Origin of the sequence: Paenibacillus amylolyticus, from assembly GCF_036894225.1 — a bacterium.
In the GTDB taxonomy this organism is placed as follows: domain Bacteria; phylum Bacillota; class Bacilli; order Paenibacillales; family Paenibacillaceae; genus Paenibacillus; species Paenibacillus amylolyticus.
Genome location: NZ_CP145892.1, coordinates 471365 through 492037 on the forward strand (window position 1 = coordinate 471365; position 20673 = coordinate 492037).

At 48.3% G+C, this 20673-nt stretch carries 24 protein-coding genes and 1 riboswitch; of the genes, 16 read left to right on the forward strand and 8 right to left on the reverse strand.

Going from position 1 to position 20673, the window contains the following annotated elements:
* Positions 1 to 16 precede the first annotated feature (16 nt).
* The 6 genes from V6668_RS02250 to V6668_RS02275 all read left to right on the forward strand — a co-directional run bounded on the left by V6668_RS02250 (position 17) and on the right by V6668_RS02275 (position 5785).
* On the forward strand, positions 17 to 1516 hold the full coding sequence (locus V6668_RS02250; protein ID WP_338707613.1) for an ABC transporter ATP-binding protein: 1500 nt from the start codon (positions 17 to 19) through the stop codon (positions 1514 to 1516).
* Positions 1513 to 2580: an ABC transporter permease gene (locus tag V6668_RS02255; RefSeq protein WP_062837193.1), complete on the forward strand. Its 1068-nt coding sequence runs from the start codon at positions 1513 to 1515 to the stop codon at positions 2578 to 2580. Before V6668_RS02250 ends, V6668_RS02255 begins: the two co-directional genes overlap by 4 nt.
* On the forward strand, positions 2564 to 3487 hold the full coding sequence (locus tag V6668_RS02260; RefSeq protein ID WP_315939294.1) for an ABC transporter permease: 924 nt from the start codon (positions 2564 to 2566) through the stop codon (positions 3485 to 3487). The genes V6668_RS02255 and V6668_RS02260 overlap by 17 nt, the downstream gene beginning before the upstream one ends.
* 47 nt (positions 3488 to 3534) lie before the next feature.
* Positions 3535 to 4206 carry a sulfite oxidase-like oxidoreductase gene (locus tag V6668_RS02265; RefSeq protein WP_338707614.1) on the forward strand — a complete coding sequence of 224 codons (672 nt, stop codon included), beginning with the start codon at positions 3535 to 3537 and terminating at the stop codon, positions 4204 to 4206.
* Position 4207: 1 nt separating this feature from the next.
* Entirely contained in the window at positions 4208 to 4966 is a 759-nt protein-coding gene (locus tag V6668_RS02270; protein WP_338707615.1) for a nucleoside phosphorylase, read from the forward strand.
* A gap of 207 nt (positions 4967 to 5173) precedes the next feature.
* Positions 5174 to 5785 (forward strand): hypothetical protein, encoded by a 612-nt coding sequence (locus V6668_RS02275; protein WP_338707616.1) that lies wholly within the window; start codon positions 5174 to 5176, stop codon positions 5783 to 5785.
* Positions 5786 to 5850: 65 nt separating this feature from the next.
* On the opposite strand, the gene V6668_RS02280 is transcribed toward V6668_RS02275, so the two are convergent.
* On the reverse strand, positions 5851 to 6036 hold the full coding sequence (locus tag V6668_RS02280; protein ID WP_338707617.1) for an Arc family DNA-binding protein: 186 nt from the start codon (positions 6034 to 6036) through the stop codon (positions 5851 to 5853).
* Positions 6037 to 6171: 135 nt separating this feature from the next.
* Between V6668_RS02280 and V6668_RS02285 the strand changes: the two genes are divergently transcribed.
* From V6668_RS02285 to nfsA, 9 genes are all read left to right on the forward strand, one after another.
* On the forward strand, positions 6172 to 6459 hold the full coding sequence (locus V6668_RS02285; RefSeq protein ID WP_101314873.1) for a hypothetical protein: 288 nt from the start codon (positions 6172 to 6174) through the stop codon (positions 6457 to 6459).
* 102 nt (positions 6460 to 6561) lie between these two features.
* Positions 6562 to 6747, forward strand: a complete 186-nt coding sequence (locus V6668_RS02290; RefSeq protein WP_036616704.1) for a hypothetical protein — start codon at positions 6562 to 6564, stop codon at positions 6745 to 6747.
* Between the two features lie 123 nt (positions 6748 to 6870).
* A complete protein-coding gene (locus tag V6668_RS02295; RefSeq protein WP_338707619.1) occupies positions 6871 to 7359 on the forward strand; it encodes a GNAT family N-acetyltransferase in 489 nt (162 codons plus the stop codon).
* Positions 7360 to 7482: 123 nt separating this feature from the next.
* Positions 7483 to 7881, forward strand: coding sequence for a metal-sensitive transcriptional regulator (locus V6668_RS02300; protein WP_017691005.1), 399 nt, complete (start codon positions 7483 to 7485; stop codon positions 7879 to 7881).
* A 60-nt stretch (positions 7882 to 7941) separates the two neighbouring features.
* A complete protein-coding gene (locus V6668_RS02305) occupies positions 7942 to 8142 on the forward strand; it encodes a copper ion binding protein (RefSeq protein WP_017691004.1) in 201 nt (66 codons plus the stop codon).
* A 216-nt stretch (positions 8143 to 8358) separates the two neighbouring features.
* Positions 8359 to 10845, forward strand: coding sequence for a heavy metal translocating P-type ATPase (locus V6668_RS02310; RefSeq protein ID WP_422395263.1), 2487 nt, complete (start codon positions 8359 to 8361; stop codon positions 10843 to 10845).
* Positions 10846 to 11198: 353 nt separating this feature from the next.
* Positions 11199 to 12359, forward strand: a complete 1161-nt coding sequence (locus V6668_RS02315) for a YhgE/Pip domain-containing protein (protein WP_338707620.1) — start codon at positions 11199 to 11201, stop codon at positions 12357 to 12359.
* A gap of 155 nt (positions 12360 to 12514) precedes the next feature.
* Positions 12515 to 13114 (forward strand): TetR family transcriptional regulator, encoded by a 600-nt coding sequence (locus tag V6668_RS02320; protein ID WP_074093225.1) that lies wholly within the window; start codon positions 12515 to 12517, stop codon positions 13112 to 13114.
* Positions 13107 to 13850, forward strand: a complete 744-nt coding sequence (nfsA, locus tag V6668_RS02325) for an oxygen-insensitive NADPH nitroreductase (RefSeq protein WP_338707621.1) — start codon at positions 13107 to 13109, stop codon at positions 13848 to 13850. Before V6668_RS02320 ends, nfsA begins: the two co-directional genes overlap by 8 nt.
* A gap of 101 nt (positions 13851 to 13951) precedes the next feature.
* On the opposite strand, the gene V6668_RS02330 is transcribed toward nfsA, so the two are convergent.
* The 7 genes from V6668_RS02330 to V6668_RS02360 form a co-directional block, all read right to left on the reverse strand.
* The gene (locus tag V6668_RS02330; protein WP_338707622.1) at positions 13952 to 14758 is read right to left on the reverse strand and encodes a TatD family hydrolase; all 807 of its coding nucleotides are present in this window, start codon (positions 14756 to 14758) and stop codon (positions 13952 to 13954) included.
* Positions 14759 to 14863: 105 nt separating this feature from the next.
* Positions 14864 to 15772 (reverse strand): ABC transporter ATP-binding protein, encoded by a 909-nt coding sequence (locus V6668_RS02335; RefSeq protein ID WP_338707623.1) that lies wholly within the window; start codon positions 15770 to 15772, stop codon positions 14864 to 14866.
* Between the two features lie 37 nt (positions 15773 to 15809).
* On the reverse strand, positions 15810 to 16568 hold the full coding sequence (locus V6668_RS02340) for an ABC transporter permease (protein ID WP_338707624.1): 759 nt from the start codon (positions 16566 to 16568) through the stop codon (positions 15810 to 15812).
* Positions 16568 to 16858 (reverse strand): thiamine-binding protein, encoded by a 291-nt coding sequence (locus tag V6668_RS02345; protein WP_017690996.1) that lies wholly within the window; start codon positions 16856 to 16858, stop codon positions 16568 to 16570. The genes V6668_RS02340 and V6668_RS02345 overlap by 1 nt, the downstream gene beginning before the upstream one ends.
* Before the next feature lie 224 nt (positions 16859 to 17082).
* Positions 17083 to 18123: an ABC transporter substrate-binding protein gene (locus V6668_RS02350; protein WP_338707625.1), complete on the reverse strand. Its 1041-nt coding sequence runs from the start codon at positions 18121 to 18123 to the stop codon at positions 17083 to 17085.
* A 221-nt stretch (positions 18124 to 18344) separates the two neighbouring features.
* Positions 18345 to 18457, reverse strand: a riboswitch (TPP riboswitch).
* A gap of 145 nt (positions 18458 to 18602) precedes the next feature.
* The gene (locus V6668_RS02355; RefSeq protein ID WP_338707626.1) at positions 18603 to 19358 is read right to left on the reverse strand and encodes an NAD(P)-dependent oxidoreductase; all 756 of its coding nucleotides are present in this window, start codon (positions 19356 to 19358) and stop codon (positions 18603 to 18605) included.
* 17 nt (positions 19359 to 19375) lie between these two features.
* Complete coding sequence (locus V6668_RS02360; protein ID WP_076319528.1) at positions 19376 to 19762, reverse strand: VOC family protein; 387 nt, start codon at positions 19760 to 19762, stop codon at positions 19376 to 19378.
* Between the two features lie 183 nt (positions 19763 to 19945).
* On the opposite strand from V6668_RS02360, the gene V6668_RS02365 reads away from it, so the two are divergent.
* A complete protein-coding gene (locus tag V6668_RS02365) occupies positions 19946 to 20446 on the forward strand; it encodes a hypothetical protein (RefSeq protein WP_422395264.1) in 501 nt (166 codons plus the stop codon).
* Positions 20447 to 20673: the final 227 nt, after the last annotated feature.

Genomic DNA, 20673 nt, shown 5'->3' on the forward strand with positions numbered 1-20673 from the left:
GGAGCGAACGCGAGATATGCTGTTGGAGATGGAGCAGATTACGAAGAAGTACGGTGGCTTCACCGCTAACCGGGACATCCGTTTTAATTTGCGTGAGGGAGAGATTCATGCCCTTGTAGGTGAGAACGGAGCCGGTAAAACAACCTTAATGCGTATGCTGTATGGTATGGAACAGCCCACGTCAGGCACAATCAAAGTCCGTGGACGTGAGGTGAGCTTTGCCACGCCGTCCCAGGCGATGGCAAGTGGCATCGGTATGGTGCATCAGCATTTCATGCTGTTCCCTTCCTTTACGGTGGCGGAGAACATCGTGATCGGACGCGAACCGGCTAAGGCAGGCGCATTTGACCGCAAAAAAGCAGCAGCCCAGGTGAACGAGCTTGGCAGACAATATGGCATGCCGGTTGACCCGTGGAAAAAAGTGTCTGAGTGCCCGCTTGGCATGCAGCAGCGTGTTGAAATTCTCAAGGTGCTGCATCAGGGCGCAGACATCATTATATTGGATGAACCTTCGGCGGTACTGACACCGCTGGAAGTGAAAGAACTGCTGGCGAACATGAAATCGCTCGCCAAACTGGGCAAAACCTTTGTACTGATCACGCACAAGCTGCAAGAAGTCATGGATGTAGCCGACCGGATCACGGTACTTCGGGATGGTCAGGTGACAGGTACGTTGGAAGCGAAGGATACACATGTGGAGGAATTGTCCCGTCTGATGGTTGGTCGTGAACTTGTGCGTATGGACAAGCAGCCATCGGTTCCAGCGGAAGCGGTGCTTCAGGTGGAAGGGGTCAATCTGTCCGGAGCGAAGGATCGTTCCGCGCTCAAGGACATCCACATGGAGGTACGAAAAGGCGAGGTTGTTGGTATAGCAGGCATCTCGGGTAACGGCCAGTCTGAATTGATTCAGGTCATTGCCGGACTGCGTAAGGCGGATAGTGGTCGCGTTGTGCTCTCCGGGCAGGATACAACCAACTGGCCTGTACGGCGCATCCGGGAGCATGGACTTGCTCATATTCCGGAAGATCGTTACATGTGGGGAGCGGCCAAGGATGCGAGCGTTCGCGAGAACGGGCTAATGGGACACCATCATCGCTTACAGTCACGCGGCATTATCAAAGCTAAAGCAGCAAAAACGATGGTAGAGAGTTGGATCCAACAGTTCAGCATCAAGACGGGTTCTGCGGAGACCAAGGCACAGTTTCTGTCCGGAGGAAACTTGCAGAAGTTGATTGCTGCCCGTGAATTTGCACAAGATACACCGTTTCTGATTGCAGCCGAACCGACCCGTGGTGTGGATATCGGAGCGATGGAGACGATCCATGCCGAATTGCTGCGCAAACGCAGTGAGGGTGCGGGTATTCTGCTCGTTTCATCAGAGTTGTCCGAAATTTTGCAATTATCTGATCGCATTATTGTCATGTATGAAGGAGAAATTGCCGGAGAATTGAGAGCAGAGGAAGCGACTGAGGAACAGATCAGCTTGTTAATGGCAGGAGGGAAAGAGCGGATATGAATCGGGTAAAAGAAACACTTCGCGGACTCGTACAGCCGCTGCTTGCCGTATTCATCGGTCTGCTTGCAGGGGCTGTGGCGATTCTGATCGTTGGCGGTAATGTGGTGGATACGTATGCGGAGATGTGGAAAGGAGCCTTCGGCAACTTCTACTTCTTCACCAATACGTTGGCTCGTTCCACACCAATCATCTTGGCGGGGCTTGGCGTAGCATTGGCATTCCGTGCTGGATTCTTCAACATGGGAGCCGAAGGCCAGATGATTCTTGGCGGGCTTAGTGCCGCGCTCACGGCGCTCTATCTGCCAGGGCCAGGCTGGTTTGTGTGTATTGCTGCGATTGTGGCAGGTATTGTTGCCGGGGGAATCTGGTCCCTGTTTGCAGGCTGGCTGGATGCACGCTTCGGCATGAACTTGTTGATCACGACTCTACTACTTAACTATATTGCCATTTATTTCGGGGGCTACATGGTCTCCTATCCATTTAAGGACCGCACAGGATCTGCAGCAATGGCTCAGACACCCATGATTGACCAGAGTATCTGGTTGCCGAAGTTGTTCCAGGGCATGGGGCTGCATGCAGGCTTCATTATTGCCATTGTAGCGGCCATTCTGATCTACTGGTTCACACATAAAACGGTGACTGGTTACGAGATCCGCATGCTCGGCAGCAACCCGTCTTTTGCAACCTACGGTGGTGTTCGCCGCATTCGCATGATGATGTTGTCCATGGTCATTAGTGGTGGACTTGCTGGACTCGCGGGTGCGGGGGAAGTGCTCGGTACACAGTACCGTTTCCTTGATGGCTCTTTGTCATCGGCGAGCTATGCATGGAGCGGCATTATGGCAACGCTGCTTGCCCGCTCGCATCCACTCGGTACAGCTGTGGCAGCTATTTTGCTGGCTGCGTTACAGACAGGTGCCATGGGGATGGAACGGAATACGGATGTGCCGCTGGAAGTTGGCAGTGTCATCCAGGCTGTATTGACGTTATTTGTATCAGCTCAGATCGGTTATTCATTCCTGAAGCGGAGAAAGGAGAAAAAGTCCAATGCAACAACTGTTTGATGCAGCCATGTTTGGCTCAACCTTGCGGATTATGACTCCAATCCTGCTTGCAGCGCTCGGTGGGGCTTTATGTTCCCGTGTCGGTCTGTTCAACGTGGGTCTTGAAGGACTGGTTTTGATCGGTGCATTCTCCGCCATTGTCGGCAATTATCTGTTTGGCAATGTGCTGCTTGCTGTACTTTTTTCCATTATTATAGTGATGTTATTCTCGGCGCTCTTTGCCTTTATAAGCATTAATCTCAAGGCCAACGCCATCGTGGTCGGGATCTCGCTCAACTTCCTGGCTGCGGGGGTGACGACCTTTGCATTGCGTGCGATTTTTGATGTAAAAGGTGCATACTACGACAAAGACATGGTGGGACTTCCCAAGTGGGATATTCCGCTGATCAAGGACATTCCGTGGTTAGGCGATGTATTATCGGGACATAGTCCTCTGGTTTACCTCGGCATTGTGCTCGTGATTGCACTGCAATTTTATCTGTTCAAAAGTGTATCCGGCTTCCGTCTGCGCTCCGTCGGTGAGAACCCGATTGCAGCACAGAGCATTGGGATCAAGGTACGCGGCATCCAGTATGGTGCCGTTCTGATGTGCGGTGTGTTGTGTGCTCTGGCTGGAGCGCAGTTGTCGCTCGGTCAGGTAACGATGTTTACCGAAGGCATGACTGCTGGTCGTGGTTTTATCGCGCTGGTGGCAACGATGTTAGGGCAAGCGAATCCGCTTGGCGTGATGGGCTCCAGTGTACTGTTTGGCTTCATGGAAGCATTGAGTATTCGTCTGCAAGGATTCTCCCTGCCAACCCATTTCACGTTGATGCTGCCGTATATTGTGACGCTGGTCGCGATGTTCTTTTTCAAAGACCGTACCTATGCACAGGATGCACTGAAAGCGGGCGGAAGCTCGCGTTAATTCCTGAATGTCTATGTTAGAGACAGTAAAAGAAGGAGGAATTCCATTTGCATAACAAGGCTGAACGTTTGAAAAAAAGTAAAACCCCGGTACCCAAAACAGGTAACGATCACGGAGATCGGCTGCCGCCAGGACAGATGCTGACGGAGAAATTCCCGATTCTGCATGAAGGGGAAGTGCCGGAATATGACCTGTCCACCTGGGACTTGAAGGTATTCGGTGAAGTAGAAGAGGAGAAGGTGTTCTCCTTAGCTGAGTTGCAGGCGATGCCACAGGTGAACACGGTGAGTGATATTCACTGTGTTACCCGTTGGTCGAAATTCGATACACCGTGGGAAGGTATACGCTTTTCCGATTTTGTGAAACTTCTGGGGGTTAAGCCAGAGGCAAAATACGTCATGATCCATGCAGATCATGATTATGAAACAAATGTACCGCTCGAAGAATTGATGCATGATGATGTACTGCTCGCATTCAAATATAACGGTGAGCCACTAACACCCAAGCATGGATTTCCACTGCGTATGGTTGTGCCACAACTTTACTTCTGGAAGAGTGCCAAGTGGGTACGTGGTCTGGAGTTTATGACAGTAGACCGGAACGGATTCTGGGAAGTGAATGGTTTCCACCATTTTGCCGATCCGTTCAAGGAACAACGCTTCTCCGGTGAAGATCTGCCGATTCCGGAAGACGAGTGGACGAAGAAGGAGTTTGATTGATATGTTGATGCCTATTTTGCAGATTCATTCGGAAGACATGCCGGCATATGCCATCGTCTGTGGTGATCCGGCACGTGCGGAGAAGATTTCCCATAAGCTGGAGCAGGTGAGAGAACTGGCGTTCAGCCGGGAGTATCGTACATTTGTTGGATTGTATGAAGGGGTACAGATCGCTGTGGTCAGTCATGGTGTAGGTTCGCCTGGAGCAGCTGTGTGTTTCGAGGAATTGATTCGGGCCGGTGTAACAACTCTGATTCGTGTAGGTACTGCGGGATCGTATACAGCTGATTATCCGGCAGGCAGTGTGCTTGTGAGTACAGCCGCTGTTCGTACAGACGGGTTGACTCGCCAACTGGTACCGGATGGTTTCCCAGCGGTAGCGGACATTGGGGTGACACAAGCGTTGATCGAAGCTGCTCGTGAGCAAGAAAGCGCCGACGCTGCAACATTTACAGGTAAAGTGGGCGTTGGTATCACCGTAACACTGGATGCGTTCTTTGCAGGCGTGGAAGAGATTCCACACCGCAAGTACAAGCAGGCTGGAGCACTTGCGGCTGAAATGGAAATTGCGGCCCTCTACATCGTCAGCACCTTGCGTGGTGCTCGCGCCGGAGCCATTGTCGCGATCGATGGATTCGCGGACAGTGATCTGGCAGCCGAGTATGATCCGCATACGGATGCGGTTGGACAAGCGGTGGAGCGCGAGATTAATGCAGCGCTACGCGCACTAGCCGCGCTTGCTCGCCAAGATCAGGCGTAGGTTGGTTAAGGCAAGTATACATTTTTGCTCATTGTTACAAGCAAAACAGTAGATGATGTCCATTTGAGGTGGACAATATAAAAAGGGCGTCCCGTAAGGTCATGAATATGACCCAAGGGGCGTCCTTTCCTTTTTAAGAGGGGGATGCAGGTACAGTGGCGAATTGTATTTGCATGGCATGTCATTAAATTAGGAGAGTGATTAAATATGGGCTGGAGTGAATTACGTGAAATTCCTAATGAATACAGCGATGAGGTACAGCGGATTGATGAGCAACTTTTGAAACTGGTTGCAGCCAGAAAGGGCATAACCGGAGCAGTCCAATACCAACCCCCTCAAAATACCATCGATGAATGGGTGAACTTGCTGGATATGAAGGAGGAAGATATCCGATATGTTCTCCGTAGCGTGCAACCGATGCCGCAAAGACACTACTTTCCAAGTGAACCTCTTCAATTGACGAGTGTGGTGCCGATTATGAAGAAAATGATTAAAGATTCGTGTGAGTATATGATTACGCATTCGATGCAATATGAAGGCGAAAGCCTCGTTTATGTGGAGATTCAATATAAGGGGAATGAAGCTGAGCGTATACAAATGGTTCCGCATTTGGCTCTGGAAATATTCAGCGAACAGAGACATATCACCATGAGACATGGCAGTCGTGGAGGAGGTGGGGAGACGCAAATTAGTTTCCGAGTGGTTCCTGCTCTTCCTTCTTCTCTGGAAAACGTTCGATTCTCCTTGATTCCCTCAATACCAGAGATGGAATACAAAGTAGAGGAAATCATTTTGGATAAACAGGTTGATTTCGATTAACGGGGAACAGGATATATCATGAAAAATGACGTATGGATGATGCGCATGTACTAAGGGCGCAAAATCTATACGTCATTATTTGTATCTGGGGAAATAACACCTTGTTCTTTCTCAAATTCTTCAATATGTTGTTCAATAAGATACTCAATCTGCATTGCGATAGATCGTTTGTTTTTGTCCGCAATCACTTTAATTTTCTCAAAATTCTTTTCTCGCAGCCTAAGTGTAAAGACTCTTTTATCTGTAGCCATGAAATAAAATCTCCTCAAAAAGTAATGTTCATATTGTATCATTACAAAATAATTCAATATACAATCATATTGACATCTAAGTGATGTCACTCTAATATTTATATTCATAGTGACGTCACTTTTTTGGAGGGGATCATGGAGGACTTCGAAGAAATATTTAACCAGTTCAAAGCTCTTCGTATGGAGAGTATCGGAAATCTTGTGATTTATAATTCAAAAGAATATAAAAGATTGAGTCAAGAAAGTGATCGTTTGTTTATGGAGCTATGTGAATATGTTAAGCCAGAGGGGATGGCTTTATTTTTGGACTATTGTAATGTAATAACCCTTCTTCAGGGTACAGCAGAGTCAGTAATGTACGAGCAAGGGTTTAGAGATGGATTTAGCTTAATAAAGTTAATGTTTAATTCAAATAACACATAACTTGGGGGACGGCCTGATCCTCGAAGAGAATGATAATGCAGAAAGTGGGCACGTTATATAAAGGAACATCAACATGAATACGAAAAAAGGGAGGATTCTACGATGACACAGAACAATCAACCTCAGGACGAGGCGGAAATTCGCAACAAGCTGGATGAAGACGGGGATTCCTTGATGGAGAAAAAGAAGATTTTGAGCGGAGTAGACATTGAGCCGCAGGCGGACGAATGGGCAGCGAAGCCATCACCTGTTGCTTTTAATGAAGGAAATACTTCTTCGAAAAAATAAACAGCATGAGCATCATGTGGGCTTGATGGAATGAAGATAAATGTAGCGAAGCAGGTACCCTTATGGTATCTGCTTTTTGGTTGTATAATAATGTAAAATTCAGTAGACGAAAGAGTGATGGGGATGAGTACAGGTACGATTAACATCCGAAAGGCAGAAATGAGGGACTACTCTGGCGTGTCATTGTTGATGGATGAGCTGCACCAGCTGCATGTCGAAGCGCGCCCGGATCTATACAGAGCGTTGGAGACCAGAATGGAGAAAAAGGAGTTCATCGAACTGCTGGGAACGGACAAGCGTTACCTATATGTTGCCGAGTCTTCCGAAACGGGTTTGATTCTGGGTTACGGAAGCGCGCAGTTAAGTGTCATTCAAGATAACTCATTGATGGTGGATCGCAAGATGTTGTACATCCATGAACTTGTAGTGGATACCAAGCATCGGGGCCAAGGAACAGGCAAACAGTTACTACAAGCATTCATCGAGCTAGGGAGAGAGCTTCAGGCAGACAGTGTGGAATTATCCGTGTCGACGTTTAACTCTGGGGCACAGGCTTTCTATGAACAGATGGGTCTTGTTGTCCGCAGCAGCAGGATGGAGTATACCTTGTAAGATGCATCGCTCTATTTAATTAGGAAGAATTCATCCATTTTTAACAAAATATCAGAATACTCTTGAATACCCCCGTGGGGTATGTTACTCTTAGAAAAGAACGAAAGAAAAGGGGTGTTCATGATGGATCATCAGAGCCATCCCGAGGAACCTTTGCAATCCTCCAAGTCAGATTCAACGGAAGCTTTGGCTACAGTCCAAGAAGCAGTATCCTGTCATGCCGAGGGCAGTGATGGGAAGCATGTGCGCAAGAGTCACCATTCGCAGGAGATGAAGAGTAACCTGGTTTCTCGTTTGAACCGTGTGGAAGGTCAGATTCGCGGGATCAAGGGATTGATCGAGAAGGATACGTACTGTGATGATGTGCTGACGCAGATTGCGGCGGCTCAGTCTGCTCTTAATTCAGTAGGCAAACTTTTGCTTGAAGGCCATATGAAGAGCTGTATCGTTGAGCGTATTCAGGCTGGTGAACATGAGGTTGTGGATGAACTGCTGGTTACGATGCGGAAGTTAATGAAGTAAGCTGAATCAATTCACATATTTAATTTTATCATTTTAATATACCCCAAGGAGGAATTTAGAATGTCTAATGTTACGTTGAACGTTACGGGAATGTCTTGCAATCACTGTGTGAAGTCGGTTGAAGAAGCTGTAAAGAATACCGGTGCGAGTGGTAAGGTTGATCTGGCAGCGGGAACGGTAGCGGTGGAATATGATGAGCAGACGGTGAACGTGGATCAGATCAAAGCTGCCATTGAAGATCAGGGATACGATGTAGTCTAAAGGGATCACAGGCTTAAACCGAACATGCTCATGGGCGAAAAAGAGGTCAGAGTACCTTTTCCCAAGAGTCAGGTTTAAGCCTAATTTTCTGTTTGATATATACCCCTTGGGGGTATAATTGGTGCAACATACAAAAATTGAATCGACATGAAAGGAGCTGACATGATGGATAACTCAACGAATAAACCAATGGATAGATCATCCGAACCAACCCCAATGCCACCTATGGCAGACGCACCAGGACTAAAGACAACACTGCACATCACGGGGATGACCTGTGCTGCATGTTCGACACGAGTGGAGAAGGGATTGTCCCGCATGGAAGGCGTGCAGCAGGCCAATGTGAATCTTGCCATTGAACAGGCGACCGTATCTTATGATCCGAAGACAACCAACGTGAATGCGTTGCGAGATAAGGTGGAAGCATTGGGCTACGGTACGGTGTCAGAATCGGTTGATCTGAACATCACAGGTATGACGTGTGCTGCTTGTTCTGCCCGGATTGAAAAAGGTCTTTCCCGACTACCGGGGGTATCTCAGGCGAATGTGAATCTGGCGCTGGAAACAGGGCATATCGAATATGCCGCTGGTGCATTGAAACCTTCGGATATTACCGCCAAGATCAAGCAGATGGGATACGGTGCTGAACTGCAATTGACACAAGAAGAGACCACATCGGTTCGTGAACGTGAGCTGCAACGCAAAAAGTGGAAATGGATGATATCTGCTTTATTATCGATTCCGTTGCTGTGGGCAATGGTGGGGCATTTCTCGTTCACATCCGGAATCTATGTCCCCGAACTATTCATGAACCCTTGGTTCCAGCTGCTGCTGGCAACGCCGGTACAGTTCGTGATTGGGTGGCAATTCTATGTGGGGGCGTACAAAGCCTTACGTAACCGCAGTGCCAATATGGACGTTCTCGTCGCATTGGGTACCAGTGCAGCGTTTTTCTATAGTCTGTATCTGACGTTATCCAGTGGGTACTTACCTTCTACAACCATGGACCATGGGGCAATGGGAACGAGCACAGCCGCCATGCCCTCGGTAGAACTCTATTATGAGACAAGTGCAATTCTGATTACGTTAATTCTACTGGGAAAATGGTTCGAAGCTGTGGCGAAAGGTCGCTCTTCACAGGCGATCAAAAGCCTGATTGAACTGGCTCCACGTGAAGCCCGTGTCATCCGTGATGGACAGGAAGTGATGGTTCCTGCCGCATATGTCGCGGTGGGTGACTTGGTTCTGGTGAAGCCGGGTGATAGCATCCCGGTGGATGGTATTGTTGAAGAAGGGCAATCCTCAGTAGATGAATCCATGCTTAGTGGAGAGAGCCTTCCCGTGGATAAAAAGCCAGGAGATCCCGTTACAGGTGCTACGCTGAACAAAAACGGGGTATTACGACTGCGTGCGACCCGAGTGGGATCGGATACGGCTTTGTCCCAGATTATTAAAGTAGTCGAGCAAGCTCAGGGCTCCAAAGCACCGATCCAGCGGATCGCAGATGTCATTTCAGGCATTTTTGTTCCGATTGTTGTCGGCATAGCTGCGCTGACATTCCTGATCTGGTATCTGTTTGCAAGTCCGGGTGACTTCGCCGGTTCCCTTGAAAAAGCGATTGCCGTGCTTGTCATTGCTTGTCCATGTGCACTAGGGCTGGCAACGCCGACTTCTGTCATGGCTGGATCAGGACGTGCGGCTGAATATGGCATTCTGTTCAAGGGCGGCGAACATCTGGAGTCGGCACAACAGATTCAGACCGTGGTGCTCGACAAAACAGGTACAGTAACCCAAGGTAAACCGGTCCTTACCGATGTTGTCACGGCTCCGAATTGGACGGAATCTGATCTGCTTGAGCGAGTGGGAGCGGCCGAACAGAGTTCCGAGCATCCGCTGGCAGAGGCGATTGTTGCTGGTATCCGTGCCAAGGGTCTGGAGTTAACCCCAACAGAGAAGTTCGAGAACATACCGGGATACGGCGTGCGAGCTACAGCAAAAGGGCAGGAAATTCTGGTCGGCACGCGTCGTTTGCTTGCAGATGCACAGGTGAATGTCTCTGAGGAAACCGTTCAGCAGATGAACCGTCTGGAGGAACAAGGGCGTACAGCGATGCTAGTAGCGGTGGATGGTCAGTGGGCAGGGATCGTGGCTGTGGCTGACACCATCAAGGATACCTCTCGTGAAGCCATTGGTCGACTTCAGGCGATGGGGATCGATGTCATCATGATCACGGGAGACAATGAGCGGACAGCTCGCGCTGTAGCAGAACAGGCAGGCATCGGTAAAGTTCTGGCTGAGGTTCTGCCGGAGGGTAAAGCTGCGGAAGTGAAGAAACTTCAGGAGAGTGGCCTGAAAGTTGCGATGGTAGGTGACGGCATTAATGATGCTCCGGCACTCGCTACGGCGGATATTGGGATGGCGATCGGAACAGGAACGGATGTAGCGATGGAAGCGGCGGATATTACGTTGATGCGTGGTGATCTGAACAGCATTGCAGATGCGATTGAGATGAGCCGGCGCACGATGGGCAACATCAAACAAAACTTGTTCTGGGCACTCGGATACAACGTTATTGGTATTCCTATTGCGGCAGTTGGCTTCTTGGCTCCATGGCTGGCAGGGGCGGCGATGGCGTTCAGTTCCGTGTCGGTTGTCCTGAATTCGCTGCGTCTACAACGCATGAAGCTGAAGAGAAATGACTGACCGACCTTTGTTTGGAGATATATTCAACGCCTCATTGTCAATGAAGTGAGGATGAATAAATACGCGGTTCGCTGCGGCGGACCGTGTTTTTTGTTGAGAAAAATACAGTTGCGTCGCCAGAAAGTAAGCCTGAATCGGTGGTATTAGATGTTCTTTCCTACGGAGAAAGGAAAGCATAATGCACTTTTGTGAAAATGAATCAATTGTATTCATGAATAAAGCTTACGTTTTCTGAATTTTTCAAAAAATGAGTTGACAATATGGACATATTCACATAAAATTTAAACGATCGTTTGATTCAAACAACTGTTTAAATCAAATTAGAACTATTTGAGTAATGGAGGACACCTTTTATGTTACAGGCTTTACGTACATTGTTTAAAAAACCGCCAGTGATTGTAGGGATCGTAACAGCACTTATGTTCCAAGTGATCTTTAGCGTGATCTGGATGACCGCATATTCTGGAGTAAATGACCGTGCGAAAGAATTGACGGTTGCGATTGTGAACGAGGACGGAGAAATGTCCAAAGGAATCGCAGATTCGCTCGCAGGAACACTGCCTTTCCATACCGTATCCAATCTAAGTGCGGCTGAAGCTTTGGATCAGCTGAATCATCACCAAGTACACATGGTGCTGGATATCCCGGCTGGGTTTAACGAATTGCTTCAGACGGCTGGCTCAACCGCCGAGATTAAATACACCATTAATGAAGCGAACCCGGTTACGATCAAAAGCATGATGCAAGGTGTATCACAAAGTGTGACAAACACGATTAACAAACAAGCTACAGCACAAGGAGTACAGACGGTGTTAACCGCTTCAGGTGCGCCTGCCGATCAGGCTGCTGAAGCCGCTACAAACCTGACTACCCGAGTGGAAGGAACGACAACGTCCATCAACCCGGTTAACGGGATGAATAATCAGATGGTGCCAATGATGATGGTACTGGCTTCCTATGTAGGTGCCATGATCATGGGGATGAACCTCCAGACAGCCATGGGTATGCTGTCATCCACCTATTCCCGCTTGACTTTGTTTGGCGCGAGAGTAGTCATTAACGTGGGTTCTGCATTGGTTGTTTCCTTGCTGGGATCATCATTGATCGTGGCACTGGGAGGACAGATTGCACAAGGATTCGTTGCATTCTGGTTGTTCCAGGCGCTCTTCCTGTGCACGTTCATGTTCTTCTCCCAGTTCTTCCTGATCTGCTTCGGACCAGCGGGAAGTCTGTTCAACATCATCTCACTGTCCTTGCAACTGGTATCCTCCGGTGCTATGGTACCGCGTGAATTGCTGAACAGCTTCTATAGCGGCATTGGGCAGTACCTGCCTGCAACATACGCCGTTCAGGGTATTCTGAGCGTGCAGTTGGGAGGCCCAGGAGTTCAGTCTGCTGCGGGCTCTATCGTGATTGTACTGTTGGTTGCCGTTGCGTTGTCACTGGTCGTGACGTTGTTGAAAAAACAAAGCATGCCAGCTATGGCTCCAAGCCCTGCTCAAGCAAACAACTAATACAGCAGATGTATACCATTGCATCATAGGATAGGACAAGCACCCCGATGATTTTCATCGGGGTGCTTGGTGTAATATAATAGACAAATGATTCGCTGGCTGCAGTCCTTGAGCTGGAGCGAATGAGATGAACGGACAAGAGGGAGCGGGACGGAATGACTGAACCGGAGTTGGATATCAAAACGAGGATATTGCTTGCAGCCAAGAAGCTTTTTGCACAGCAGGGGTATGACGGGACGAGTGTTCGTCAAATATGTGATGAGGCAGGTGCCAATGTGTCGCTGGTGTCTTATCATTTTGGCGGCAAAGAAAAGGTGTTCGAAGCATTATTTGAGCATTTCTTCCCTGGGCATATGATGAACGCGCTGGCTGAAGAGTCCATGTCCTCGCCTGTGGAAGGTATCCGACGAATTATTGGTGAAGTTGTGAAGTTCACGATGACGGATCGGGAGATGAGCGATATTGTGCAGCTTGAAATTACACTGCGTACACATCGTACAGCAACCGTATTTCGTTTTCTAGACCCTGTATGGACCCGAGTGAGGGACCTGCTGCAAGAAGGTAAAGACCAGGGATTGTTCCAGGTCGAGTCCGTATCTTATGCGATGCTTCAGGTTATGGGTGTGGCTTTGGCGCACAAACGGGCCAAGAATTCACGATTTGGCTTTGATTATCAGGATATGAATACAGACGAGCTTGCTGAGCAGACAATTGAGTTCGTACTACGAGGATTGGGAGTGAACCACCATGAATGAAACTATTGAGTTGATGATGAAACACCGCTCCGTACGCAAATTCAAGCCAGACCCGGTAAGTGATGAGCAGCTTGCAGCCATTGTATCTGCAGGGCAGATGGCTTCCTCTTCAAGTAGTGTGCAAGCATATACCGTAATTGCTGTGACTGACGTAGAACAAAAAGCGAAGCTGGCTGAATTGGCAGGTAACCAGGCCTATGTCAATGAATGTCCGGTGTTTCTTGTATGGTGTGCTGATCTGTATCGGCTGAGTGATGCTGCGAAACGTCATCTTCCTGAGAAGGAATCGTATGCCGATTCAACCGAGAATTTCATGGTAGCCACGATTGATGCTGCACTGGCTTCCCAGAATGCCGCTCTTGCGGCAGAGTCGCTTGGTTTCGGAATTGTATATATCGGCGGGCTTCGTACCCGGATTGAGGAAGTAGCTGAGTTATTGGGATTGCCGGAAGGGGTATTTCCGGTGTATGGCATGTGTATTGGTGTTGCAGATCAGGAAACGGGAATTCGCCCGCGTCTGCCACTGGATGCAGTTCTGCATCGTAATCGTTATAATGCCGAGCAGAGTATCAAAGGTGTTGAGCAGTATGATGAGACAACGACAGCGTACATGAAAGCACGGAATAACGGTGAAAGAACGACTCCATGGTCCGAACTGATGGCGAAGCGCCTGACTGAGCCGACAAGGTTGCAAGTGAGACCGTTCCTGGAAGGCAAAGGGTTCTTGAAGCGATAAATTATATATGTAGTTTAGAAGTCAGTCGGGGCGAAGCCGACTGGCTTCTTTGTGTTGTGCTGGCAGGACAAGCGATAGTACTTGCTGTTACCTGATTGTACTCAAGTTAAGCCATAGAAACGCTTTGTGTTCTGATAAAAGAGCCGGGCGGCCCGCTCGGTTCCCATGCCAGTGATTTCACTCCATGCCTGGATGACCTGTCTGGTCATGGCAGGGTGTGTCATTCGTCCCTGAAATGGTCCTTCGAAGGGCCAAGGTCCGTCGGTCTCGGCCATCACTTGTTCTGATGGATATTGCCGGGCAAGTTCACGAATCTCTTCTTCATACAGAATATCCGGCGTGAAGGAAATGAAATAACCGTTGTCCGCCATGCGCCTTACGGTTTGGCGAGAACCTTTGAACCAATGGAAATGAGCACGTCGGAACTGATATTGCTCCAGCAAATCACAGACGATATCCGCATCATCGTATACCGCATGAAGGACAAGTGGTTTGTTATGCTTTTTGGCAAGTTGGATGAAACGTTCAAGCAGTTCAATGTACCCGCTCTGATCGAAGCGTTGCCCTGCCTGCTCTGCTTCCTGACGATTGTAATAGGGGAGGCCGACTTCTCCTATGGCTGTGGCTTGTCCCATATGCTTCTCGATCCATTGGAAGAACAGGTCCATTTCTGCAACGGACGGCAGTTCCTGTTCCGGATGGAAACCGAAGGCCGGATAGATGTTACGTGGATGTTGTTTTGCAAGCTCCAGATTGGTCTTGGCAGAAGCGAGATTCATGGACACGGCAATGACTGCTTCGACCTGCTGAGACGGAAACGATAGCAGCATCTTGCGTTGTTCGTCAGGGGTATACTGATCGAAGTGAATATGAGCATCAATTAATGGTGCAAAAGCTTGAGAATGCACGAGGGAATTCCTCCTTGTGTTCAGTTATATTCTAACTATGTTACGCAGAATTTCTTATGGCGGATCACCCATTAAAGGAAATAAATAACTTAAAAACCCGCACTATCAAGATAGGCGGGCTTTCTGCTGTTCTTCTTTCATCCACTGTGCAATCTGCCGTTTACGCTCCAAAAAAGCGGATTCCTCCGTAATTTCTTCTCGTCTTGGGCGATCAAAAGGAACATGTACCTCGTGTAACGCCGTTGCAGGTCGGTTGGATAATACATAGACCCGATCTGCAAGTAGCAATGCTTCTTCGATATTGTGGGTGATGAACAGCACCGAGCGGCGGTTCTGTTCCCAGATATCGAGCAACCAGCGCTGCATGTCGCTACGTGTCAGTGCATCCAGCGCGCTGAAAGGTTCGTCCAGCAGCATGAGTTCCTGCGGACTGAGCAGGGCGCGCAAAAATGCAGCACGCTGCTGCATTCCGCCCGACAGCATATGAGGATAGGCCTGCTCGAACCCGGCAAGACCCACGCTGCTTAACCACTTTCGAGCCTCTGCAAGTGCTTCGGCCCGAGGTGGAGCACTTGAAGCTACTTCACCAGCAAGCAGTACATTATCTTCAATGGTACGCCACGGGAAAAGGGCGGGCTGTTGCGGCATATAACTAATCTTGCCACGCTGTCCCGTTACATTCTGACCGTTCATAAGTACTTGGCCTTCCTGTGGCTTAAGCAGACCGCCGATGATATGGAACAGAGTGCTTTTGCCACAGCCAGAAGGTCCAACGATAGCAACAAACTCGCCTTGCTCCACAGTCAGGGACAGGCCGTTCAGAACCGGTAGCTTGCTGCGCCGTTCACGGAATGATGCATGAACATTAACAACGTCCAGTGCAGGTGGAACCGGATCAGGAGTCGTGTTGGCAGGTCGATCAGGCGTAGCCGAGTTAAACTTTTCACCGTGCGTTGGCTCCATTACACTTGCTCCTCGTCCAGGCTGGACTTGTTCATCCTGTTGCAGATTCATATGGTCATCACTTCCTAATATACAGATTACTTCTTTACTACCGCTTTTGTGGCCGCCAGCGCACGAGCAGCTTCTCCAGCAGGGCAATGAACAGGAAGAGCAGCAAGCTGAGCGCGACAATAATCATGATCGCCACGAATAGGCGGTCCGTACGATAAGCCGACTTTTGCAACATCATATAATAACCAATACCCTTGTCTGCACCAATCCATTCGGCGATGATGGCGCCCATCACGCTATAGGTAGCGGCGATTTTGACACCGGAGAACACGGATGGCAGCGCATGGGGGAGCTCCAGCTTCCAGAAGATCTGATGACGCTTTGCACCAGCCATGTGCATATAGTTCATCATCGCCGCGTCAGTACGGGTCAAGCCGTCCATGGCCGCCACTGCAACGGGGAAGAAGCAGACCAGAATGATCGTAATCAGCTTGGGCAGTAGCCCGAATCCGAACCAGATTAACAGGAGCGGCGCGAGCGCGATGGTCGGAATATTTTGACTAAGAATAAGTAAAGGATACAGGGCTGACTTGAGAAAAGGGACCAAATGCAGTACCATCGCAATCAGTAATCCAACCGCTGTTCCAGCGGCGAATCCAATCAGCGTTAACTGAATGGTTGCGGAAGCGTGCATGCCAAGCCGTTCGGCCTGGGTTGCCGCTTCGCGGGCGATGTCGGACGGTGCAGGCAGCATCCATTTCTCAATATGGAAGAGGGAGACGGCTCCCTGCCATATCGCTATAAAGAGAATAACCGCCACAATGGGCGGCCATACACTTTTGAAATAGGCAGGCATTAGCGATACTTCTCCGTCAGGGTATCCATGCTGAAGCCGGTAGGGCTATGGGCGATTTTGATCTGGGAGATGATGCTTGGGCTGCCAGCCTCCACGAGTACCTCGTGCATTTTACGGACAACTTCCAGCAGTTCCTCTAGTTCCCCCTCCATCGTGGTGTCGAGCGCGTTCACCTGATATTTCAGGCCGGATTGCTGAATAACTTCAATGGCGCGATCAACGTAAGGATAAGAGTTCTCGCCATTTGGCGTTTTCGGGATAACCTGAATACTAAGTAGTGTGCTTGCCATGAGAGATCACGGCTCCTTTCGTGATAAATAAAATGAACTAATGACTGTTACACTTGCCACTTCGATGACAGAATAACCTTCCAATCGCTGTTATCCCCAGATTTTTTTGATTCCCTTTCTCTAAAGGGAAAATCCGGTGATAAAGGCGACCGCTTCGCTTTTTCACGTTATTTCTGTCCTCTCCGTCATCGTGTAAATATTAAGTTCGTTTTATATGAGAAATTTTATTGGGGTAAAAACTCGTTCGTATATGCCTTGCTCACATCGATCTGTTCATCCAGCAGTTTTTTGCTAAACATCCAGTCGGTGTAGTTCTGCCACACTTCCTGCTTTTGCTCACCCCAACGCGGGGCGTCATCCGTGTATTTTGGACTAAGCCACTTCTGGCTTGCCAGTACCAAGTCTTTATCCAAGTCCGGTACGGCCTTGATCAGAATGTTTGCTGCGTCTTCGGGATGATCAATTGCGTATTGATATCCTTCTGAAGTGGCTTTCAGGAATGCTTTCACCAACTCAGGGTCGTTTTGGATCGTCTGCTCGTTTGTTACTAGTACAGGCGTGTAGTAATCCAGTGCATCTGAATAATCCTTCACATATAACATGTCGATCGGTTCTCCGCGCAGTTCGGCTTCAATACCTGTCCAGGCGTAGAAAATCCATGCGAAATCGATATCCCGTTTCACTGCGGTGAAAAAGTCGGCATCACCCATGTTAATGTTTTTCACTTTGGATACATCGGCTCCGTCGCCTTCCATAATGGATTGCATCACGGCTTCTTCGACTGGGGAACCCCAACCGCCATAGGTTTTACCTTCAAAATCTTTCGGTGACTTGATATTCCGATCCGCCGGAGCAGCGAAACCAGATGTATTATGCTGAATAACTGCTGCGATGGAGACCAATGGAACACCCTGTGTGCGGGCTTGAGTTACACTCTCCTGATAACTTACGCCAAAAGGCACTTCATTCGAGGCAACCATTGTATCTGCGCCACCGGCACCTGGTTGTACAATCTCAACGTTCAAGCCTGCGGCTTTATAAAAACCTTGATCTACAGCTGCATACAGGCCTGTATGATTCGTATTTGGTGTCCAGTCGAGCACCACTTTAATATCTTTCAGGGCGGCAGTGTCACCTTCGTTGCTGCTTTCCGTATTTGTGTTGCCGTTCTGCCCAGCTGGGGCAGCTTCTTTGCCACCACATGCGGCTACAGTCACCATAAGCACGCATAAGAGCAACAATCCCATCGTTTTACGCCATTTCATCTGTGGTTCTCTCCTTCGGTATGTCCGGCCGATTGGCACGGGGTACTCCTTGGCTTCATATCCAATCATCTTGCATAAATCGACAGATTTATACCAGTTGAGATCTGGATAACGTCACTTTTTTTAGCTCTCTGGCTATATAAAAGAACATTAAAAAAGCGTCCCGTATTCCGGGACGCGTGCAGGCGTTAGAGAGGTGGCGTTCAGCCATAGGGCTGTGCCATTTCGATATACTCCGATTCCTACGCTGGCATGATCCAGATCAGGTCTAAGGGTTAGTATCTTGGTGGGATACACTCTCAGCCGGCCAATTCCGACTCCCCTGGGAAACTATGAAGTTACGGGCATTACTTAGGTGTAATTATAGGCCAGAGGGTAGGACCTGTCCAGTCATGAACTGGATAGGGACACGTATAAGTTATCAAACAGGCCGTTATACATATGTATAACAGCCTGTTTGGATGTGTTATTTTCAATAATTATCGTGGGGAATCATATAAGGCAATCTGACTGAGTGCAAAAGCATCGGATTTTGGGTCATAACCTACCTGTTTCTGAGTGGTTTCCAGATTTAATCGTTTAAACCGATTATTCGAGATCCCATGCAGTATGGTGAAGGGCTCCAGATCTGTAGTTGTAATTGCTTTGAACATCAAATCGCACAAGTCAGCCGGACTAATATACGCGCTCATATCCCTTGCCTCCAGCACTGGTCCGTCCGGTTGAAAATCATCATATGCACCTATACGTACCGCAACACTTTGTAAACCTTCGGTATACGCAAAATAGGAAGCGAGCGATTCTCCAAAACATTTGCTAACCCCGTACAAATTCCGTGGGCGTGTTGGCATGTCCGGATAGACTTGAGCATCAATGGGATACCCCTCAGTCGTCTGTGCACTGCTTGCAAGAATGACTCTTCGTACACCTTGGTCTTTAGCTGCACGGAATACATTAAATGTACCTTTGATATTGATGTCCAACAACGATTCATAAAATCCGGCATTCGGGGAAGGATCTCCCGCCAGATGTACAACCACATCCATGCCTTCGCAAGCATGCTGACAGGCTTCGGGGTCTGTCACATCCAGTGTCATGATCTCATGGCCGGTCCCTTGATACGTATGCAGTCTGTCGATATTTAAATCCGTTAGTCGCAGGTGAAATGCCTCTGACAAATGTTGGGACAAGTCACGTCCAATTTTTCCGGCTGCGCCAGTAATTAAAATGTTCATGAAATCAGCTCCAATTCTTAGCGCTGGAAGAACTCAATCCATTCCTTTTCAGGTCCATAGATGAAGAAATAGCGGTAACCGTTAGGCAGTGTAATAATCTCTCCGTCGATAAATTCGGCTTCGGTGGATTGAATGCGTTTGTACTCAGAATCAAGATCATCCACGTGGATCGCAAAATGGTGCACCGTACCTTCGGAAGGCAGCTTGTCGCTGTATCCTTGAATTAACTCAATCTCAGTCTCATTACTTCCATTGAAGCCAAGGAAGGCGAGCTGAATGATACCGTTGGTATGGGTCACCCGGTCTTTCAATTCAAGACCAACGATCTCCGTGTAGAAACGCAGCGTGGTCTCCAGATCACGAACGGCAATGCCGACGTGGTCAATGCGCTTTTGAAAACTCACAATCAAAAACCTCCTTATGTAGTGAATGTTTCTACCATTTTAAGGGATATCATAGAGCTGTACTACATGGTTGTCAAATATAGTTTTAATTTGGAAAAATCAGAATTATTCACAAAATGTTCACTTATGTGAAGGGTTTCCTCATCTCTATAATTACGAAGGTAAACAGAGAGGATGAGAGAATTGCCAACCAGCAAGAAGGAACAGATTATTTTCGGATTAATGATGTGTATAGGAATGGTCTTGGTCATGATGTTCTTCAATCTATGGCACAGTGGGTTACTCGGCAAGATGTCCCCGCTTGAGATACTGCTTCAATTCATATTATGTTTTGTCATCGCGTTTCTGGTGGAGTCTTTCATTGTTGGCCCTGTGGCGAGAAAGATTGCATTCTCCTTGCCCTTCGACAAGTCCAACAAGATTTTGGGTGTGCTCGTCATTTCATTTTTCATGGTGATTGGCATGGTTCTGATCATGTCTATGTATGGAATGATCTCGGCATATCTCGCTGATCAATTAAGTGGGTCATCCGTACTCCGTACGTATCTCCATACCATTGCTCGTAACTTCAGCCTGGCGCTTCCATATCAGTTAATCATTTTGGGACCACTCGTCCGATATGTATTCGGTAAATTCATCAAGGATAACGAGCCCGTATTGCCTGTCGTTAACAAAAGTGTGTGATTTGGCTGGCCATAAGTATTTCCTGGGCAATCTTGTGCAAATGAACAGATCGTATTATTACCTGTAATGAAAGGTGCTCTGAGGCAAAGATAGGATACTTTCCACCACGATTACAGCGCTAACGAATCGAGAACATCTTATTAGGCCAGTTTTTAGAGAATGAAAAATCTAACGAATCTCTGCGGCGTTATTATGCAAAAAACCTCCAACAAGGCATTTAATTGAAG

Bases quoted from the DNA above. Each gene is read 5' to 3' on its own strand.
- V6668_RS02250 (WP_338707613.1), top strand. From the start codon at position 17: ATGCTGTTGGAGATGGAGCAGATTACGAAGAAGTACGGTGGCTTCACC.
- V6668_RS02255 (WP_062837193.1), top strand. From the start codon at position 1,513: ATGAATCGGGTAAAAGAAACACTTCGCGGACTCGTACAGCCGCTGCTT.
- V6668_RS02260 (WP_315939294.1), top strand. From the start codon at position 2,564: ATGCAACAACTGTTTGATGCAGCCATGTTTGGCTCAACCTTGCGGATT.
- V6668_RS02270 (WP_338707615.1), top strand. From the start codon at position 4,208: ATGTTGATGCCTATTTTGCAGATTCATTCGGAAGACATGCCGGCATAT.
- V6668_RS02275 (WP_338707616.1), top strand. From the start codon at position 5,174: ATGGGCTGGAGTGAATTACGTGAAATTCCTAATGAATACAGCGATGAG.
- V6668_RS02280 (WP_338707617.1), bottom strand. From the start codon at position 6,036: ATGGCTACAGATAAAAGAGTCTTTACACTTAGGCTGCGAGAAAAGAAT.
- V6668_RS02285 (WP_101314873.1), top strand. From the start codon at position 6,172: ATGGAGGACTTCGAAGAAATATTTAACCAGTTCAAAGCTCTTCGTATG.
- V6668_RS02290 (WP_036616704.1), top strand. From the start codon at position 6,562: ATGACACAGAACAATCAACCTCAGGACGAGGCGGAAATTCGCAACAAG.
- V6668_RS02295 (WP_338707619.1), top strand. From the start codon at position 6,871: ATGAGTACAGGTACGATTAACATCCGAAAGGCAGAAATGAGGGACTAC.
- V6668_RS02300 (WP_017691005.1), top strand. From the start codon at position 7,483: ATGGATCATCAGAGCCATCCCGAGGAACCTTTGCAATCCTCCAAGTCA.
- V6668_RS02305 (WP_017691004.1), top strand. From the start codon at position 7,942: ATGTCTAATGTTACGTTGAACGTTACGGGAATGTCTTGCAATCACTGT.
- V6668_RS02310 (WP_422395263.1), top strand. From the start codon at position 8,359: ATGCCACCTATGGCAGACGCACCAGGACTAAAGACAACACTGCACATC.
- V6668_RS02315 (WP_338707620.1), top strand. From the start codon at position 11,199: ATGTTACAGGCTTTACGTACATTGTTTAAAAAACCGCCAGTGATTGTA.
- V6668_RS02320 (WP_074093225.1), top strand. From the start codon at position 12,515: ATGACTGAACCGGAGTTGGATATCAAAACGAGGATATTGCTTGCAGCC.
- nfsA (WP_338707621.1), top strand. From the start codon at position 13,107: ATGAATGAAACTATTGAGTTGATGATGAAACACCGCTCCGTACGCAAA.
- V6668_RS02335 (WP_338707623.1), bottom strand. From the start codon at position 15,772: ATGAATCTGCAACAGGATGAACAAGTCCAGCCTGGACGAGGAGCAAGT.
- V6668_RS02340 (WP_338707624.1), bottom strand. From the start codon at position 16,568: ATGCCTGCCTATTTCAAAAGTGTATGGCCGCCCATTGTGGCGGTTATT.
- V6668_RS02345 (WP_017690996.1), bottom strand. From the start codon at position 16,858: ATGGCAAGCACACTACTTAGTATTCAGGTTATCCCGAAAACGCCAAAT.
- V6668_RS02350 (WP_338707625.1), bottom strand. From the start codon at position 18,123: ATGAAATGGCGTAAAACGATGGGATTGTTGCTCTTATGCGTGCTTATG.
- V6668_RS02355 (WP_338707626.1), bottom strand. From the start codon at position 19,358: ATGAACATTTTAATTACTGGCGCAGCCGGAAAAATTGGACGTGACTTG.